This window comes from Kitasatospora sp. NPDC091335 (assembly GCF_044757205.1).
Taxonomy (GTDB): Bacteria; Actinomycetota; Actinomycetes; order Streptomycetales; family Streptomycetaceae; genus Kitasatospora.
The window spans coordinates 72,054-88,416 of the sequence record NZ_JBIVUM010000011.1 but is presented as its reverse complement, the minus strand read 5'-3'; the positions used below and the strand labels follow the sequence as shown (position 1 = coordinate 88,416).

General features: G+C 72.6%; 12 protein-coding genes, 1 tRNA gene and 1 riboswitch. Of the genes, 4 read left to right on the top strand and 9 right to left on the bottom strand.

The window, feature by feature from the left end:
* Nucleotides 1-104 precede the first annotated feature (104 nt).
* From ACIQOW_RS23365 to ACIQOW_RS23350, 4 genes are all read right to left on the bottom strand, one after another.
* Complete coding sequence (locus tag ACIQOW_RS23365; protein ID WP_401087874.1) at nt 105-1,814, bottom strand: dipeptide ABC transporter ATP-binding protein; 1,710 nt, start codon at nt 1,812-1,814, stop codon at nt 105-107.
* A 14-nt stretch (nt 1,815-1,828) separates the two neighbouring features.
* Nucleotides 1,829-2,821, bottom strand: a complete 993-nt coding sequence (locus tag ACIQOW_RS23360) for an ABC transporter permease (protein WP_401087873.1) — start codon at nt 2,819-2,821, stop codon at nt 1,829-1,831.
* A 117-nt stretch (nt 2,822-2,938) separates the two neighbouring features.
* On the bottom strand, nt 2,939-4,696 hold the full coding sequence (locus ACIQOW_RS23355; RefSeq protein WP_401087872.1) for an ABC transporter substrate-binding protein: 1,758 nt from the start codon (nt 4,694-4,696) through the stop codon (nt 2,939-2,941).
* Between the two features lie 155 nt (nt 4,697-4,851).
* Nucleotides 4,852-5,826, bottom strand: a complete 975-nt coding sequence (locus tag ACIQOW_RS23350) for an ABC transporter permease (protein ID WP_401087870.1) — start codon at nt 5,824-5,826, stop codon at nt 4,852-4,854.
* A gap of 304 nt (nt 5,827-6,130) precedes the next feature.
* Nucleotides 6,131-6,228: riboswitch (ZMP/ZTP riboswitch) on the top strand.
* Between the two features lie 20 nt (nt 6,229-6,248).
* Here ACIQOW_RS23350 and ACIQOW_RS23345 point away from each other — a divergent pair.
* Nucleotides 6,249-7,709, top strand: a complete 1,461-nt coding sequence (locus ACIQOW_RS23345; RefSeq protein ID WP_401087868.1) for a glycine hydroxymethyltransferase — start codon at nt 6,249-6,251, stop codon at nt 7,707-7,709.
* A 184-nt stretch (nt 7,710-7,893) separates the two neighbouring features.
* On the opposite strand, the gene ACIQOW_RS23340 is transcribed toward ACIQOW_RS23345, so the two are convergent.
* From ACIQOW_RS23340 to ACIQOW_RS23325, 4 genes are all read right to left on the bottom strand, one after another.
* On the bottom strand, nt 7,894-9,336 hold the full coding sequence (locus ACIQOW_RS23340; RefSeq protein ID WP_401087866.1) for an aldehyde dehydrogenase family protein: 1,443 nt from the start codon (nt 9,334-9,336) through the stop codon (nt 7,894-7,896).
* Between the two features lie 99 nt (nt 9,337-9,435).
* Entirely contained in the window at nt 9,436-9,966 is a 531-nt protein-coding gene (locus ACIQOW_RS23335; RefSeq protein WP_401087864.1) for a DUF6624 domain-containing protein, read from the bottom strand.
* A 228-nt stretch (nt 9,967-10,194) separates the two neighbouring features.
* Nucleotides 10,195-11,838: an APC family permease gene (locus ACIQOW_RS23330; protein WP_401087862.1), complete on the bottom strand. Its 1,644-nt coding sequence runs from the start codon at nt 11,836-11,838 to the stop codon at nt 10,195-10,197.
* 348 nt (nt 11,839-12,186) lie between these two features.
* Nucleotides 12,187-12,271 (bottom strand) — tRNA-Leu (locus tag ACIQOW_RS23325).
* Nucleotides 12,272-12,684: 413 nt separating this feature from the next.
* Here ACIQOW_RS23325 and ACIQOW_RS23320 point away from each other — a divergent pair.
* Nucleotides 12,685-13,194 (top strand): ATP-binding protein, encoded by a 510-nt coding sequence (locus ACIQOW_RS23320; RefSeq protein ID WP_401088181.1) that lies wholly within the window; start codon nt 12,685-12,687, stop codon nt 13,192-13,194.
* A 50-nt stretch (nt 13,195-13,244) separates the two neighbouring features.
* Here the strand turns inward: ACIQOW_RS23320 and idi are convergent, their stop codons facing one another.
* Nucleotides 13,245-13,898: an isopentenyl-diphosphate Delta-isomerase gene (gene idi / locus ACIQOW_RS23315; RefSeq protein WP_401087860.1), complete on the bottom strand. Its 654-nt coding sequence runs from the start codon at nt 13,896-13,898 to the stop codon at nt 13,245-13,247.
* A 576-nt stretch (nt 13,899-14,474) separates the two neighbouring features.
* On the opposite strand from idi, the gene ACIQOW_RS23310 reads away from it, so the two are divergent.
* Both ACIQOW_RS23310 and ACIQOW_RS23305 read left to right on the top strand, forming a co-directional pair.
* Nucleotides 14,475-15,230 (top strand): sugar phosphate nucleotidyltransferase, encoded by a 756-nt coding sequence (locus ACIQOW_RS23310; protein WP_401087858.1) that lies wholly within the window; start codon nt 14,475-14,477, stop codon nt 15,228-15,230.
* Nucleotides 15,218-16,279 (top strand): iron-containing alcohol dehydrogenase family protein, encoded by a 1,062-nt coding sequence (locus ACIQOW_RS23305; protein ID WP_401087856.1) that lies wholly within the window; start codon nt 15,218-15,220, stop codon nt 16,277-16,279. The genes ACIQOW_RS23310 and ACIQOW_RS23305 overlap by 13 nt, the downstream gene beginning before the upstream one ends.
* The last annotated feature ends 84 nt before the right edge of the window (nt 16,280-16,363 follow it).

Genomic DNA, 16,363 nt, shown 5'->3' with positions numbered 1-16,363 from the left:
GCTAGCGCCTTGAGCCGGACCGGCGCAGCCGAACGAACGGCGAACGACCTGCTTGTTCCCTGCCACCACCGTCCGTCCGGCGGGCCCGACGCACCGCCCGTGCCTCAGTGGACCGCCGCCAGCAGTTCCCTGGTGTAATCGGTGTGCGGCGCCTCGAACAGCCGGTCCCGGTCGGTGGACTCGACCAGCCGGCCCCGGTGCATCACCGCCACCCGGTCGCAGAAGTGCCGCACCACCGCCAGGTCGTGCGAGACGAACAGGAAGGCGACGCCGAGCCGTTCGCGCAGCTCCATCAGCAGGTTGAGCACCTGGGCCTGCACCGACACGTCGAGCGCGGAGACCGGCTCGTCCGCGATGATCAGACGCGGCTGCGGGGCCAGCGCCCTGGCGATGCCGATCCGCTGGCGCTGCCCGCCGGAGAACTCGTGCGGGTAGCGGTCCAGGTGCCCGGCCTCCAGCCCGACCTGCTCCAGCAACTCCGCGGAGCGCTCCCGCCGTTCGGCCGGGTCCAGCCCGGTGTGCAGGCGCAGCGGGGTGTCCAGGGTCCTGGCGATGGTGCGGCGCGGGTTGAGCGAGGCGTACGGGTCCTGGAAGACCAGCTGGATCTCCCGGCTGAGCCGCTTCCGCAGTTCCCGGTCCGGCCGGGTGACGTCCTGCCCGTCGTACAGCACCCGTCCGCCGGTGGGCTGTTGCAGCCCGGCCAGGACCCGCGCGGTGGTGGACTTGCCGGAGCCGGACTCGCCGACCAGCCCGAGCGTCTCGCCGGGGGCGATCCGCAGGCCGAGGCCCTCGACCGCCCGGAGCGGCTCGGCGCGCGGGCCGGGGAAGCGCCGGCGCCCGGGGAAGTGCACGGAGAGGTCGTCCACCTCGACCAGCCACCGCTCGGGACGGTCGACGGCCCGGGGCCGGAACGTCCGCGACGGCGACGGGTCGTCCACCGTCGGCAGGGCGGTGCCGGGTGCCGAGTCCAGCCGGAGCGCCGCTCCCACCAGGGCCCGGGTGTACGGCTCGCGCGGGGCGGACAGCAGTTCGGCCGTCGGCGCGGACTCGATCCCGACTCCGCCGCGCAGCACCAGCGTGCGATCCGTCGTCCCGGCGACCACGCCCAGGTCGTGGCTGACCAGCAGCACCGCGGTCCCGTGCTCGCGCTGCAACTCGCCGAGCAGGTCGAGGACCTGCCGCTGGACGCGGGCGTCCAGGGCGGTGGTCGGCTCGTCCGCGATCAGCACCTGAGGGTCGTTCATCAGGGCCATCGCGATCATCACCCGCTGGCGCATGCCGCCGGAGAACTGGTGCGGGTAGTCGCGCGTCCTGGCCGCAGGGATGCCGACCCGGTCGAGCATCTCGCCCGCCCGCCGGCCCGCCTCGGCACGGCCCGCCCCCGGGTGGTGCAGCCGGTACATCTCGGCGAGTTGGGAGCCCACGCCGTGGAAGGGGCTGAGCGAGGTGAGCGCGTCCTGGAAGACCAGCGCGGCCTTTCCGCCCCGCACCCCGCGCAGCGCGGACTCCTCGGCGCCGGCCAACTCCTGTCCGTCCAGTCGGATCGAGCCGGTCACGGTGGTGGTGCGCGGGTCGTGCAGGCCGAGGACGGCGAGTCCGACGGTGGACTTGCCGGAGCCCGACTCGCCGACCAGGCCCAGGACTTCACCGGGGGCGAGGTCGAAGGAGAGGCCGCGGACGGCGGTCACCGGAGCGCCGCCGCGCGGGTCGGCGAAGGTGACGGTGAGGTCGCGGACGCTCAGCACCGGCTCGGTGCCCCGCCGGACGGCGCCGGCGTCGGTGGCCTTGAGGGTCCCCGGAACAGTGGAATTCATCGAAGGGCTCCCCATCAGCTCAGCCGGACACGCGGGTCGAGCCAGGCCACCGCGAGGTCGGCCAGCGCGACGAACAGCACCATGAAGCAGGCGGCCAGCAGCACCGCGCCGACCACCGCGGGCAGGTCCTGCCCGGCGACGGCCTCCACGGCGAAGCGCCCGACCCCGTTCAGCCCGAACACCGACTCGGTGATCACGGCCCCGCCGAGCAGCACCCCGGCCTCCAGCCCGATCAGCTGCACCAGCGGCCCGGCGGCGCCGCGCGAGGTGTACTTGAGGTGGGCGCGCAGCCGCCCGAGGCCCTTGCCGCGAGCCGTGCGGACATACTCCTCGTTCATCGTCTCCAGCAGCTGCGAGCGCGAAAGCCGGGCGAACACCGCCGAGTTGACGAAGCCGAGGACGACCCAGGGGAGCAGCATCCCGCCGGCCCAGGCGAGCGGGTCATCGGCCGGCGGGGTGTAGGAGGGCAGCGGCAGCAGCCCGGTGGAGTACACCAGCAGCCACTGCGCGACGTACCCGAGGAAGTAGATCTGCACGCTGGCGCCGACCAGGGTGAAGCCGGACAGCAGCCGGTCGGTCCGCCGTCCGTGCCGCAGCGCGGAGACGAACCCGGTGCCGAGGCCGAACACCAGCAGGACGGCGAGCGCCCCCGCGGTCAGCGAGAGGGTGACCGGCAGGTGGTCGGCCAGCGCCTCGCTGACCGGCTGGTGCAGCCGGTAGGAGTAGCCGAGGCAGGGGGCGTCGCAGTGGATGGTCGAGCCGTCCACGTCGCCGATGTCCCGCCCGGCGACCACCCCGGCCAGGTAGTCGGTGTACTGGGTGAGCAGCGGTTGGTCGAGGCCCATGCTCTGGCGCACCGCCGCGACCTGCCCGCTGTCGCAGCGCGGGCCGCAGGCGGCGCGGGCCGGGTCGGCGGGCGCGGCGTAGAAGAGGGCGAAGGCGGCGGCGGAGACCGCGACCAGGACCGCGAGGGCCTGGGCGGTCCGCCGCAGGACGAAGGAGAGCATGGCCGATCCGGGGTCGACGTGACGGGGGAGGGAAGGGACGGGGAGAGGACGGGGAGGGAGGGGACGGGAGGCGGGGACGGCCCGCCCCGCCGGTGCGGCGAGGCGGGCCACCCGGCCTCAGGACTTCAGGTACAGCCAGGCCAGCGAGACGGTCCCGTAGATCGGGTGGATGAACGCCCCGCCGACGTTGCCGCCGCGCAGCTGGTTGACCGTCGGGTAGGCGTACGGCAGCACCGGCAGGTCCTTCATCACGGTCTGCTCCAGCGCGTACAGCTCCTTGGCCTTGGCGCGCGGTTCGCCGATCTGGTTGATCCGGTCGATCTCCTTGTCGACCGCGGGGTTGCGGTAGCGGGCGGAGTTGATGTCGCTGCCGGCCCGGCCGTCGAAGGAGAACGGGATCAGCGTGGACGGGGTCGGCCAGTCGACCGAGCTGGTCTCCTCGAACAGGTCGTACGGGGAGTCGGGGCGGTGCACCTCGTCCAGGAAGGCCTTGGGGTCGACCGGCTTGGGCACGACGGTGATGCCGGCCTTGCCGAAGCCCTCGACCAGCACCTGGGCGACGCGCTGCCCGGTCGGGGTGTTCCGGTACGCGTAGGTCAGGCTCCCGGGCGCCTGCTTGGCCTTGCCGAGCGCGGCCTTGGCGGCCTCCGGGTCGCCCTCGGGCCTGACCGGGTCGAGGTCGTACTTCTGCCAGTCGATCAGCGCGGGCGAGCTGAGCGTGGTCGCCAGCTCGCCGGTCCTGGCGCCGCCCTGGACCTGGCGGGCCTGCTGGCGCGGGTAGGCCAGGTGGAGCGCCCTGCGGACCTCGACGTCCGGCACCCGCTCGTTGTTGATCATCAGCTGGGTGACGAAGGCGCCCTGCCGGCCGGAGACCACCAGCTCCCTGGCCTTCGGGTCGGTGTCGGCGGTCTGGTACAGCTCGGCGGAGAGGGTGTCGGAGGCGGTGGTGGCGTTGGCGCCGCCGTCCCGGCCGGAGAGGATCTCCTGGTTGAGGTTGAGCGCCTCCTTGCCGTACGTGAAGACGAACTTCTCCGGGTACTGGCTGCGGATCGGGTCGGTCTCGGGCTTCCAGGCCGGATTGCGCTCCAGCACCATCCGGGTGTTCTGGACGTGCTCGGCGATCCGGTACGGGCCGGTCGCGAACGGCAGCCGGTCGTAGTCCGTCCCGGTGTCCTTGTCCCGGCGCACCGGCGAGGAGGAGGACTGCGCGGCCATGTACGGGACGTCGGCCTGCGGCTGCGGGAAGTGGAAGACGATGGTGCGCTCGTCCGGCGTCTCGATCGCGTCCAGGTCGCCGGCCTGCGGGCCCGCGTACTTGGCGCGCGCCGCCTCGTAGCCGGCCTCGCCGGTGAGCCACTGCGGCCAGTACGGCGGGCCGACCTCGTAGCCCTTGCCGAAGGTGCGCTCGATGCCGTACTTGACGTCCTGGGAGGTGATCGGCTGCCCGTCCTCCCAGGCGACGCCCTGCTTGAGCCGGTACGTCCAGGTGCGTCCGCCGTCGGCGGGGGTGCCGGTGTCGGTGGCCAGGTCGCCGACCAGCCTGGCCTTGCCGTCCACGACCTGGTACTGGGTCAGCTGGCGGCCCCAGAGCAGCGAGGCGTTGTAGGTGGCGCCCGCGTAGACCTTCTGCGGGTCCAGGTGGCGGAACTCGACGCTGTTGTACACGTTCACGGTGCCGCCCGCCCGGGCGCCGGGCACGGCCGGGGCCGGTCCGGCGCTCTCCTGCTCGCTGCCGAGCACGGCGGTCAGCGGGGAGGTCTCCTTGGCGGAGGCCCCGGCGGTGCCGGAGCCGGTGGTGCTGCCCGCGCCGGCCGAGCAGGAGGTCGCCAGCAGGGCGGTGGCGATGACGGCGAGGGACGGTCTGGTCCAGCGCATGGCGAATCTCTCCTTGCCCCGGCGGATCGTGCCGGGACGGGCTCGGGTTGACGGATGTCTCGGGTTGACGGATGTGAGGGGGTGGTCGATGGGGCCCGGCAGGCACCGGTGCTCCGGTGCGCGGGCCGCGTCGGCTCAGCGGGCGCCGAGCGGGCTCAGCGCGCTCCGGTGCGCGGGTCGAGCGCGTCCCGGACGGCGTCGCCGAGCAGGTTGAAGGCGACGACGAACAGCAGCAGTGCCACCCCGGGGAACACCATGTAGGTGGGGTCGGCCTGGAAGACCTCGGAGCCGCGCGCGATCATCCGCCCCCAGTCGGGGACGGGTTCGGTGATGCCGACGCCGAGGAAGGACAGCGCGGCCTCGGAGGCGACGAAGGTCGGCACCGCCATGGTGGCGTGCACCAGCAGCTGCGAGCGAACATTCGGCAGGAGTTCGTGGACGACGACATGGAACCGGCTCGCACCCTGGGCCCGGGCGGACTGCACGAAATCCCTTTCCCGGAGCGATCGGACGGTGGCCCGCAGGGAAAGTGCGAGCGGAATCCAGCCGAACGCCGAGAAAACCAGGATCAGCACCAGGAACTGCATCCACTCCGGTTCCGCGGTGCCCGGGTCGACCAGCCGGGACTGGATCACCGGGCTGAGCGCGAGCAGCAGGAGCAGGGTCGGAAAGGCCAGCAGCACATTGGCGAGGAATCCGAACAGCCGGTCCGTGATCCCGCCGAGGTAGCCGACCGCCACGCCGGCCAGCACGCCCAGCGTGGTGGTCACCGCGGCGGACGCGAAGGCGATCAGCAGCGAGGTGCGGATGCCGTACAGCAGCTGGGTGAACACGTCCCGGCCGAGGCCGGGCTCCAGGCCGAACCAGAAGTCGCCGGAGATCCCGCCGTTCGGCAGCATCGGCAGGCCGCCGTCGCTGAGCAGGCCGGGGACGTCCTGGCCGTAGTGGTCGACCGGGTTCTTCCCGTACAGCGCGGCGACCAGCGGGGCGCCGAGGGCGAGCAGCAGGAACAGCACCACCACGGCCAGGGCGGTGGCGCCGACCCGGTCCCGCAGGATCCGGCGGAGCAGGCCGTGGGCGGCGGGCGCGGGCCCGGCCGCGGGTGCTGGGACCGTGTCGACCACTGCCATGAGGCGTAACCCCCGAATTCTCCGCCGCCCCATGGGTGAGGGTGCGCTGGTGTGCATTTCCGGTACGGCCTCCGGGGGTTTCCCGGCGGCCGTTCGAGCGACATTGGATCGGATGCTTCCGAGGTTCCGCAAATCACCCGCGGAGGACGTTCGGGTATTTCCCGCCGAATCGTTTCGGGAAATGTGGCGGCTTCATTTCGCTGAAACACTGGCGTTGCAAAACAACGGGCATACCAGAGCAAACCGGACGGGGTGTTCCGCATTCTGAGACCTCCGCCACAGTCCGTCCCGGGTTGGTACGATCCGGGTGGGCCGCAACTGGCGCGCAGGGATGGAATCAACCATCGGGAAGCGGCCCCGTGAATCCTCACGTGCACGTTGCCGAGCGCCTGGGCCCCCCGTATCCCCACCAGGAGACCGCCTTGGCCCAGCAGCAGCCCCACACCGCCGCCTCCGTCGCCGCCGACACCGCCTTCCGCAGCGCCCTCGACGTGGTCGCCGGCGTCGAACCGCGGATCGCCGCCGCCATCGGCCGCGAACTGACCGACCAGCGCGCCTCGCTCAAGCTGATCGCCAGCGAGAACTACGCCTCCCCGGCAGTCCTGCTCACCATGGGCAACTGGCTCAGCGACAAGTACGCCGAGGGCACCGTCGGACGCCGCTTCTACGCGGGCTGCCGCAACGTCGACACCGTCGAGGGCATCGCCGCCGAGCACGCCCGCGAGCTGTTCGGCGCCGACCACGCCTACGTCCAGCCGCACTCCGGCATCGACGCCAACCTCACCGCCTTCTGGGCCGTCCTCTCCCAGCGGGTCGAGAGCCCGGCCCTGGAGCGCGCTGCGGTGCGCAACGTCAACGACCTCACCGAGCAGGACTGGGCGCGGCTGCGCCAGGAGCTCGGCAACCAGCGCATGCTCGGCATGTCCCTGGACACCGGCGGCCACCTCACCCACGGCTTCCGGCCCAACATCTCGGGCAAGATGTTCGAGCAGCGCAGCTACGGCACCGACCCGGCCACCGGCCTGATCGACTACGACGCGCTGCGCGAGACCGCCCGCGAGTTCCGCCCGCTGATCATCGTGGCCGGCTACTCCGCCTACCCGCGGCTCGTCGACTTCCGCCGGATGCGCGAGATCGCGGACGAGGTCGGCGCCACCCTCATGGTCGACATGGCGCACTTCGCCGGCCTGGTCGCGGGCAAGGTGCTCACCGGTGACCACGACCCGGTCCCGCACGCCCACATCGTCACCACCACCACCCACAAGTCCCTGCGCGGCCCGCGCGGCGGCATGGTGCTGTGCCGTTCCGAGCTGGCCGAGCACGTCGACCGCGGCTGCCCGCTGGTGCTCGGCGGCCCGCTCTCGCACGTCATGGCCGCCAAGGCGGTCGCCCTCGCGGAGGCCCGCCGCCCCGAGTTCCAGGTCTACGCCCGCGCCGTCGTCGACAACGCCAGGGCGCTCGCCGAGGGACTGCTGCGCCGCGGCGGCAAGCTGGTCACCGGCGGCACCGACAACCACCTGGTCCTCGCCGACGTCTCCGGCTACGGCCTGACCGGCCGCCAGGCCGAGGCGGCGCTGCTCGACTCGGGCATCGTCACCAACCGCAACTCCGTCCCGCAGGACCCGAACGGCGCCTGGTACACCTCGGGCGTCCGTCTCGGCACCCCGGCCCTCACCACCCGCGGCCTCGGCACCGCCGAGATGGACGAGATCGCCGACCTGATCCACACCGTCCTGCGCGCCACCACCCCCGCCACCACCGCGAAGGGCGCCCCCTCCAAGGCGGCCTACTCCCTGGACGCGGCCCTCCGTGACGCCACCGCCAAGCGGGCCGCCGACCTGCTCGCCCCGTACCCGCTCTACCCGGGCGTCGACCTGGTCTGACGGCCCGCCGGAAGCCGCCGGGGCCCGCACGCAGGCGGCACGCGGACCGCCGGGGCCCGGCCACCGCCGCCCGCGGCCGGCACGGCGGCGCACAGACCGCCCGGGGCCGTCGAACCTCCGCTCGACGGCCCCGGGTGCCGGGCCGGCGGTCCTTCCCGCCGCCCCCTCACCCGGCCCGATTCCGCTAGTACTGCAGGGACTTGTACTGGAGGAACTCCTCCAGCCCGTGGCGGCCCAGCTCCCGGCCGAGCCCCGAGCTCTTGTAGCCGCCGAAGGGCGCGAGCGGGTTGAAGCGGCCGCCGTTGAGGTCGACCTGGCCGGTGTCGAGGCGGCGCGCGAAGGCGGCGGCGGTGTCGGTGTCACGGGCCCAGACGCCACCGGACAGGCCGTACGGGGTGCCGTTGGCCAGCTCGGCGGCGTGGTCCTCGTCCCGGTAGCGGAGGATCGCCAGGACCGGGCCGAACACCTCCTCCTGGGCGACCGTCATCTCCGGGGTCACGTCGGCGAGCACGGTCGGGCGGACGTAGTAGCCGGTGGGCAGCTCGGCGACCGGCTCCGAGCCGCCGACGACCAGCCGGGCGCCCTCGGCCAGCGCGCCGTCGATGTAGCCGCGCACCCGGGCCAGCTGCCTGGCGTTGACCAGCGGGCCGATCCGGGTCTGCGGGTCGGCCGGGTCGCCGGGGCGGTACCGGGCGGCCGCCTCCTCGGCCCTGGCGACCGCCTCCTCGTACTGGTCCTCGTGCACCAGCAGCCGGGTCAGCGCGCTACAGGTCTGGCCCGAGTTGGCGAAGACGTTGGCGACGTTCACCTTGACCGCGCGGGCCAGGTCGGCGCCCGGCAGCACCACGTTGGCCGACTTGCCGCCGAGTTCCAGGGAGACCCGCTTCAGCCCCCGGCCCGCCGTCTCGGCGACCTGCCGCCCGACGGCGGTGGAGCCGGTGAACGAGACCACGTCCACCTCCGGGTGCCCGACGAGCGCCGCGCCCGCCACCGCTCCGGTGCCGGTCACCAGGTTGAACACGCCCGCGGGGAACCCGGCCTCGTGCACCAGCCGGGCGAACAGCCGGGCCACCAGCGGGGTGTCCTCGGCCGGCTTGAGGACCACCGGGCAGCCGGCCGCCAGCGCGGGGACGGCCTTGGCCACGATCTGGTGCAGCGGGTAGTTCCACGGTGTGACCGCCGCGACCACGCCGGCCGGCTCGGCGTGCACCACCGAGTTGCCGATCCGCTCCTCGAACGGGTGGTCGGCGAGCAGGGCCAGGCAGGAGGTCGCCACGGCGAGCGGCAGCCCGGCGTGCACGGCCCCGGCGAAGCCGACCGGAGCGCCCAGCTCGGCGACGACCGTCTCGATGATCTCGCCCTGGGCGGCGGCGATCCCGTCCCGGAGCCGGGTCAGCAGCGCGAGCCGCTCCTCGCGGGTGGTCGCGCCCCAGTCGCGGGCCGCCCGGCGGGCCGCCGTCACCGCGGCGTCGACGTCGGCCGGGCCGCCGGCCGGCACCGTGGCCAGCACCTGCTCGGTCGCCGGGTTCAGCACGGGTACCGACCCGGTGTCCCCGGAAGGCCGCCATTCGCCGTCGATGTACTGGTCGCTGTACTCCGCGTACTGCCGCACCGATCGTCCTCTCATCCGCTCAGCCGCCTTTAACTAGCAGCGCTAGTCGAAGGTCAGTCAATGCGGCGCGGGCGGCCGCGCGCAAGAGTCAATCCCGACCGGCGGACCTGACGGTTACTTCGGAGCGAACCGCGCGGTGTACTCGTCGAACGGCTCGATGCCCACCTCCGCGCGCCGCTCGTCCAGCCGCTCCGGGTCCTCGCACGGCCACGGCACCGGGCGGCCGTCCGCCACCGCGCCGATCTGCGTCCCGTAGCGCTGCTCCCGGCCCTCGTTGACCGCCAGCCGGTCCCGGAGGAACGCCAGGTCACGGGCGCTCGCCTCACCCCGGGCGACCGCCTCGCCCAGCAGCGCCGCCGCTCGCCGCTGGACGTCGAGCTGCCGGTCCGCGTGCTGCGCGACCAGCCACGCCGCCCGGGCGGCCTCGGCGCCGAGCGTGCGCTCGGTCGGCCAGCCGTGCTCCGCCATGATCTCCGCGAGCCGGTCTCCGTGCCGGGCGGTGAGCCGCCGCCAGGCCGCCTGTTCGGCCAGGTCGGGGCTGTTCGCCAGCAGGGCGGCCGCGCCGTCCTCGGCCATCATCCCGACCAGCTCCTCGGCCAACGCCGACCCGGGCCCGCCGTCCTGCCGATCCGCTCCTCGCGCCATGCCGAGCCACTCCTCGCGTCCGGGCCCTCCCTGCCGAGGACCGCCCGCCACCACGGTAGGCGCGGAGCCCACGACGAAGATCATCCCCGGGGACGGTGACCAGGGGGCGACCTCCACGGCAGAATGGACGCACGGCGGGAACGGAGCGAGGTTCGTGCCCGCCGCGGACGCCGAAGGGCCGGTCGGAGGATTCCGACCGGCCCTTCACCATGCAGTGCGGCGCGACGCTCAGACCCGCGAGGGCTCCGTGGCGGAGGCCGTCGTGGCGGCCTCGGCCTCCAGCTCCTCGCGGACCGCGGCCAGCGAGGGGTTGGCCCAGGCGCTGGCGACGCCCCAGCGGTAGAACGCGAGCCCGATCGCGGCGACGATCAGCAGGTCCCAGCCCCCCGGCAGGTACCCGTGCCCGCCGAAGTCGGAACTGCCCGCCCAGGAGACCCCGGCCATCACGAACAGGTAGGCGACCATCCAGGCGCCCGCCTTCAGGTGCGGCTTGAGCTCGGCGAACGACTTGCGCAGCTCGTACCAGGCCCAGATCGGCAGACCGGCGGCCATCAGCAGGATGACCTTGCCGGTGAGCGGCCAGCGGGCCCAGTAGAGCACCAGCGAGCCGAAGACCATCGCGACCGGGGCGATCACCGGCATGGCGCGCAGCCGGACCGGCCGGGGGAGGTCCGGGGCCAGGCGGCGCAGCGCCATCACGGCGACCGGTCCTGTGACGTACGAGATCACGGTGGCCACCGAGACGATCTCGGCCAGCGAGCCCCAGCCGCGGAAGACCGCGAGGAACAGGAAGGCGACGACCAGGTTGAGCACCAGCGCCGGGCGCGGGATGCCGGTCTTGGCGTCGACCCTGCCGAAGATCTTCGGCAGGTGGCCGTTCTCCTGCACGCCGTGGATCATGCGCGAGGTGGTGGCGGCGTAGATCATGCCGGTGCCGGACGGCGAGATGAAGGCGTCCGCGTACAGCGTGATCGCCAGCCAGTTGAGGCCCCAGGCGATGGCCAGGTCGGCCAGCGGCGAGGTGTAGGAGAGGTTGCTCCAGCCGTTCGCCAGGTCGCCGGCGGGGATGGCGCCGAGGAACGCGATCTGCAGCGCGACGTAGATCACCAGGGCGATCAGGATCGAGCCGATGACGGCCTTCGGCAGCGACTTGCCGGGGTTCCTGGCCTCGCCGGCCAGGTTGAGCGGGGACTGGAAGCCGTTGAAGGCCCAGACGATCCCGGAGACCGCGACGGCGGTGAACACCGCGCTCCAGCCGTTCGGCGCGAAGCCGCCGTGGTCGGTGAAGTGGGCGGTGTCGAAGTGCGCGAAGAGCAGCGCACCGGCCGTCAGCGTCGGGACGACGACCTTGAAGACGGTGATCGCCGTGTTGGTCTTGGCGAACAGCGTGATCGCGAACCAGTTGAGGGCGAAGTAGACGAGCAGCAGCACACTGGCGAGCGCCACGCCGCTGAGGGTCAGCTCCTTGCCGTCGTACAGCCCCTGTGCCCAGCCGAAGTGCCAGGAGCTCATGTACTGGACGGAGGCGGTGGCCTCACCCGGGATGACCGAGACGATGGCGATCCAGTTGGCCCAGGCGGCCAGGTAGCCGGCCAGCGAGCCGTGCGAGTACTGGCCGTACCGGACCATGCCGCCGGCCTTGGGGAACATCGAGCCCAGCTCGCTGTAGGTGAGGGCGATGGTCAGCGCCACCGCGGCACCGATCACCCAGGCGAGGATCGAGGCGGGGCCGGCGAGCTTGGCGGCCCGCTCGGCACCGAACAACCAGCCGGAACCGATGATCGACCCCAGCCCGACCGCGGTCAGGCTGATGGTGCCGAGCGATCGCCGGTAGTTCTGGTGTGATGCCGTCGACGATTCGGGCTCACTCAACGTATCGGTCCTCTCGCTCGTGGTTCATCGGGTGGTGTCGGTGTTTTTGCGATTTTGGGTCGGTATTTCGGACAAACGGAGAGCAGCCTATGGTCCGAAAACGGGCGAAAACCTCAGGGGAAGCTCAAACCGTCCGATTGTTGCCATCTCGTGTCCGCCATTCGGGTGGATTCGGCCCGATGTTGAGACGGACGGCACAGTGTCCGGACGGGGCAGTGTCCGGACGGAGCGGTGCCCGCGCGGGGCGGTGCCCGGGGATGGCGGCCGGGTTCGGCCCGGGGAAAAGGGGCGGCCCGGAAAAGCAAATTCCCCGTGGTCGCCTTTCGGCTTCCACGGGGAATTCGGCTGTGTCCGAGGGGGGACTTGAACCCCCACGCCCGATAAAGGGCACTAGCACCTCAAGCTAGCGCGTCTGCCATTCCGCCACCCGGACCGGGTGTGTGCTTCGGGGGTTTTTTGCTCGCCCCCTCGGCGACAGAGAGAACATTACCAGGGTTCTCGAGTGCTTCTCACCTGCGCTTCCACGGGGCCGCGCGACCGGACATCCTGTGTCCGGGGCCGACGGGACCACCGCGCCCGCAGGGGCAGCCGCGCCCCGTCCGTACAGGTTGGTACGGCCTGGGAACGCGCTCGAATCCCGCCCCAAGCGGTGGTGTCCGCGAAGGAACCGGTCGACTCCGGCGCCGCCCGCGGTCGGTTCCGGCCGGAACCGGTCCGACACGGGCAACTTGTCGACGGTGCCACGGCCGTCGCGACGGCTCTCCTAGCCTCTGTGGACCGAGGGCGCCATGAAGCGGATCGCCTGATTCCCGGGTCGCGGACGAAGGGCGGCTGGACGTGGAGCAGATCAGCGGTGCGGCGAAGGCCGAACCGAGACGCGGCAGGCGGGGCGGGGGGCCGGGCGACGCCGTGGCCCCCGCAGGCCCGGCCGAGGGCGCGTGGCGCTTCCCGGTGCCCGCCACCGAGGCGTCGGTGCCGCTCACCCGGCACGCGGTGCGCGACCGCCTGCTGGAGCAGGGCATGACCGGGGAGCGCTTCCAGGAGCTGGTGGACGACCTGCTGCTGATCGTCTCGGAGCTGGTGAGCAACGCGGTGACGCACGCCGCCGAGCTGTCGCCCCAGGTGGTCACCGAGCTGTCGGTGGGCCGGTCCTGGGTGCGGGTGTCGGTCGAGGACGGGGACCCGTACCGGCCGAAGGCGCTGGAGAACGACACCGGGAGCACCGGCGGGCGAGGGCTGCTGCTGGTGAAGAGCGTCACCCTGCAGGCCGGCGGGGTGTGCGACGTCGAACGCACGGGGGAGGGCGGCAAGGTCATCTGGGCCTCATTGCCCGTCCCCCCGGAGCCCGGCCGCTGACCGGCCGGGCCGGGCCCGGGAGCGGCCGGTCGGCAGCCGGAGCGGCCGGACTACCAGTCCCGCCCGGCGATCTCCCGGATGCCCGGCAGCGCGGCCTCGAAGACCGTCTCGAACCAGACCGAGAACGGCCGCTCCGCCCGCAGCTCCCGCAGCTCCTGCGAGGTCACGAAGGCGAAGTCGTCGACCTCCTCGGGGTCCGGCTCGACCGGTGCGGTGACCAGGCCCACGAACAGGTGGTTCCACTCCCGCTCGATCAGCCCGGAGGCCTCGTCCGGCAGGTCGTAGCGGACGGTTCCCGCCTCACACAGCAACGCCGGTGCGACGCCCAGCTCCTCGGCGGTGCGCCGGGCGGCGGCGACGAACGGCGGCTCGTCCGGGTACGGGTGGCCGCAGCAGGTGTTCGACCAGACGCCGGGGGAGTGGTACTTCCCGAGGGCCCGGCGCTGGAGCAGCAGCCGGCCCTGGCGGTCGAACAGGAAGACCGAGAACGCCCGGTGCAGCCGGCCCGGCTGCTGGTGGGCCCAGAGCTTCTCCGCGGTGCCGATGGTGACGCCCTCGTCGTCGACCAGTTCCAGCAGGATCTCGGCCCCGGCCTGGGCGGACCCGGTGGCCCGGGGGTCGACCGACACATCGGTCTCCACGTCGAGACCGGTGTCGATCTCGGCGGCGAAGTGCGTCGGGTCGGTCGGCAGACTCTGGGGCATGGGGCCTCTTTCGGGAGCGGGAGCAACGGGAGCATCGGGCGTCTCCGACACACCGGGTGGAGTGCGGCGGACACAGCTGGGGCACCGGCGCCGGCGTCGGGCTCCAGTCTGCCGTATGGGTGGCACTCGGCAGGGGTCCCACGCACAACCGGGCGGATCATGACCTGGAGAAGTCGGAAACCGGGCAGGGAAAGGTCCGGAAAGCCTTCGTAAGGGTCACCGGATTCGCAGAATCGTTCGGGGTGCGTTCGAATTCTGTTCGACCGACTCGGTGCCCCCTCCCCACGGAGTCCGGGTCCGCGCACGGACCGCCCCGAGCCCGCCCCGGGTCCGCCCTCCGGGCGGCTCCCCGGCGGGCCGTGGGCGGGCTCCGGGCCCGCCCGTCGTCGGCCCGGGTGCTCCGGGTGCGTTCTGGCCGGTCGTCCCGGTCGCCTACCATCACATACGACACGGTGCCCGGATCCGTGCCGGCACCGGCGCGTCGCCGCCCGGCCCGGTCGAACACCGTTCCGGACTAACCGCGGCGCCGCCATCGGCACGGTCGCCGCGCACAGCACGACGGATCAGGAGACCCGCATGATCGGCCTCGTTCTGGCAGCCGGCGCCGGCCGCCGGCTGCGCCCGTACACCGACACCCTGCCCAAGGCGCTGGTGCCGGTCGACGGGGAGCGGACCGTCCTGGACCTCACCCTCGGCAACTTCGCCGAGGTCGGACTGCGCGACGCCGCGATAGTCGTCGGCTACCGCAAGGAGGCGGTGTACGACCGCAAGGACGCCCTGGAGAGCAAGTACGGCGTCAAGCTCCACCTGGTCGAGAACGACAAGGCCGAGGAGTGGAACAACGCCTACTCGCTCTGGTGCGCCCGTGAGCTGTTCACCGAGGGCCTGCTGCTCGCCAACGGCGACACCGTCCACCCGGCCTCCGTGCAGCGCACCATGCTGGAGGGCAACCGGCGCCTGACCGAGAACGGCACCGCCCCCGGCATCCTGCTCGCCCTCGACACGGTGAAGAAGCTCGCCGACGAGGAGATGAAGGTCGTCGTCGACCCGGCCGCCGGCATGCGCCGCATCACCAAGCTGATGGACCCGGCCGAGGCGAGCGGCGAGTACATCGGCGTCACCGTGATCAACCCGTCCGCGGCCGCCGACCTGACGGACGCGCTGCGCGCCACCTACGAGCGCGACCCGCAGCTGTACTACGAGGACGGCTACCAGGAGATGGTGAACCGGGGCCTGCGGATCGACGTGCAGCCGATCGGCGAGGTCTCCTGGGTCGAGGTCGACAACCACGACGACCTGGAGAAGGCGCGGGAGATCGCGTGCCGGTACTGACCCGACTGGTCCCGTCGCCGCTGTTCGTCGAGATCCGCCCGGGCGCGCTGGACGCGCTCGGCGGCATCCTCGCGGACCAGCGGCTGTCGGCCTCGGGCCGGATCGCGGTGGCGATCAGCAACGGCTCCGGCGCGGCCATGCGCCTCCGCCTGGAGCCGGCCCTGCCCGGCGCCGACTGGTACAACGTGGACGACGGCAGCCTGGACAGCGCGGTGCGGCTGGCCGAGGCGATGCGCGGCGGGCACTACGACGCGATCGTCGGCCTCGGCGGCGGCAAGATCATCGACGCCGCCAAGTACGCCGCGGCCCGGGTCGGCCTGCCGCTGGTCGCGGTCGCCACCAACCTGGCCCACGACGGCATCTGCTCCCCGGTCTCCACCCTGGACAACGACGCCGGCCGCGGCTCGTACGGGGTGCCCAGCCCGATCGGCATCGTGGTCGACCTGGACGTGATCCGGCAGGCCCCGCAGCGCTTCGTGGCGGCCGGCGTGGGCGACGTCGTCTCCAACATCTCCGCCTGCGCGGACTGGGAGTTGTCGCACGCGGTGACCGGTGAGCCGGTGGACGGGCTGGCCGTCGCGATGGCCCGCTCGGCGGGCGAGAACCTGCTGCGGCACCCGGGAAGCACGCAGGACCAGGACCTCCTGACGGCGCTGGCGGAGGCCCTGGTACTGTCCGGCATCGCGATGAACATCGCCGGCAGCACCCGGCCCTCGTCGGGCGCCTGCCACGAGATCTCGCATGCCCTGGACGTGCTGTACCCCAAGCGGTCCGCCCAGCACGGCGAACAGGTCGGCCTCGGCGCCGCCTTCGCCAGCTTCCTGCGGGGCGAGCGTGAGCTGACCGGTCTGATCGTGGAGCGCCTGGCGAGCCACGGACTGCCGGTGACCGCGGCTCAGATCGGCTTCACGGAGGCGGAGTTCACCGAAGCGGTGCACTACGCTCCGAACACCCGACCGGGGCGCTTCACCATCCTCGAACACCTCGACCTCTCCCCTTCCGCAATCAGGGACGCGTACGCCGACTATGTCCAAGCCGTCAACAGCTGACCCCTCCACCGCGGGCGCCCAACGGCCCCCGGTGGACCTGACCCGCCGGCCCTCGACAGAGGAGCTGCGCGCGGTGATCCACCC